We start from the raw sequence: 1123 nt of genomic DNA on the forward strand, positions 1-1123 counted from the left end.
CACGACCACCACCCGCCGAAGTAGTCGGCTGCGTCGTCGGCTCACCCGCACGACCACCACCCGCCGAAGTAGGCGACGGCTGCGTCGTCGGCTCACCCGCACGACCACCACCCGCCGAAGTAGTCGGCTGCGTCGTCGGCTCACCCGCACGACCACCACCCGCCGAAGTAGGCGACGGCTGCGTCGTCGGCTCACCCGCACGACCACCACCCGCCGAAGTAGTCGGCTGCGTCGTCGGCTCACCCGCACGACCACCACCCGCCGAAGTAGGCGACGGCTGCGTCGTCGGCTCATCCGCACGACCACCACCAGCCCCACCCGCCGTAGCAGACGAGTCCCGACCAGTCTCCGCCTGCGGCGCACCAGTTCGGCCACCACCAGCAGAAGTAGTCGGCTGAGTTGTCGACTCACCCGCACGACCACCACCCGCCGAAGTAGTCGGCTGAGTCACCGACTCACCCGCACGACCACCGGTCGATCCTGCCGGGTTCTCCGCCGTCTCTGTCAGCGGAACCGGGGTCTGGGACTGCCGGCCGGTGCCGGTGCCTTCCGAACCTGTCGGCTGGCCGCCGGTGCTCGTGCGCGTACCGCTCTGGGTGGGCACCGGGGCCGGCGTCGTGGCGGACCTGCCGGTTTGGCCCGAGCCCTGCGCGGAGTCGCTATTGAACTGGCCCTGACGCGCCGACCCACCTGCGGCCAGCCACGACGGCGGGCTTGCCTGCGGGGTTGTCGAATGGGTGAAGACCGTACCGACCGTGGTGCCGTTGGGGTCGACCACAGGTGCGCCGTGGGCAGTGCCCGGCGACAACGCCGAGAGCGGTTTGAGGTCGCCGATGGGTTTGATGTCGGGCATGTCGACATGCGGAATCTTCGGCTTGGCGTGCGCGCCACCACCGGGATCGATAGCGCCGAAGATCCCGTCCATGGCTCCGCCAGGATTATGCGTCGCCTTATTGATGATCGGATTCGACAACGCCGCAGCCGGAATCTGAAACGCGGTGTTACCCAACGGCCCGAACGCCCGCACCCCCCTCGGCAACCTCGCCCAGACATCCCGCCCGACCTTGCCCAGCGCACCCGCCAGACCCTCCGCCACACCACCCAGCGCACCACCGATCGCACC

Annotated in this window: 1 protein-coding gene; it reads left to right on the forward strand. The window is 69.5% G+C overall.

Going from position 1 to position 1123, the window contains the following annotated elements:
• Positions 1 to 787: 787 nt before the first annotated feature.
• Positions 788 to 1123 (forward strand): hypothetical protein (locus ACFV15_RS48195; protein ID WP_378360257.1); only part of this gene is annotated, 336 nt, incomplete at its 3' end.

It is taken from the genome of Amycolatopsis sp. NPDC059657, assembly GCF_042734395.1.
GTDB lineage: Bacteria > Actinomycetota > Actinomycetes > Mycobacteriales > Pseudonocardiaceae > Amycolatopsis.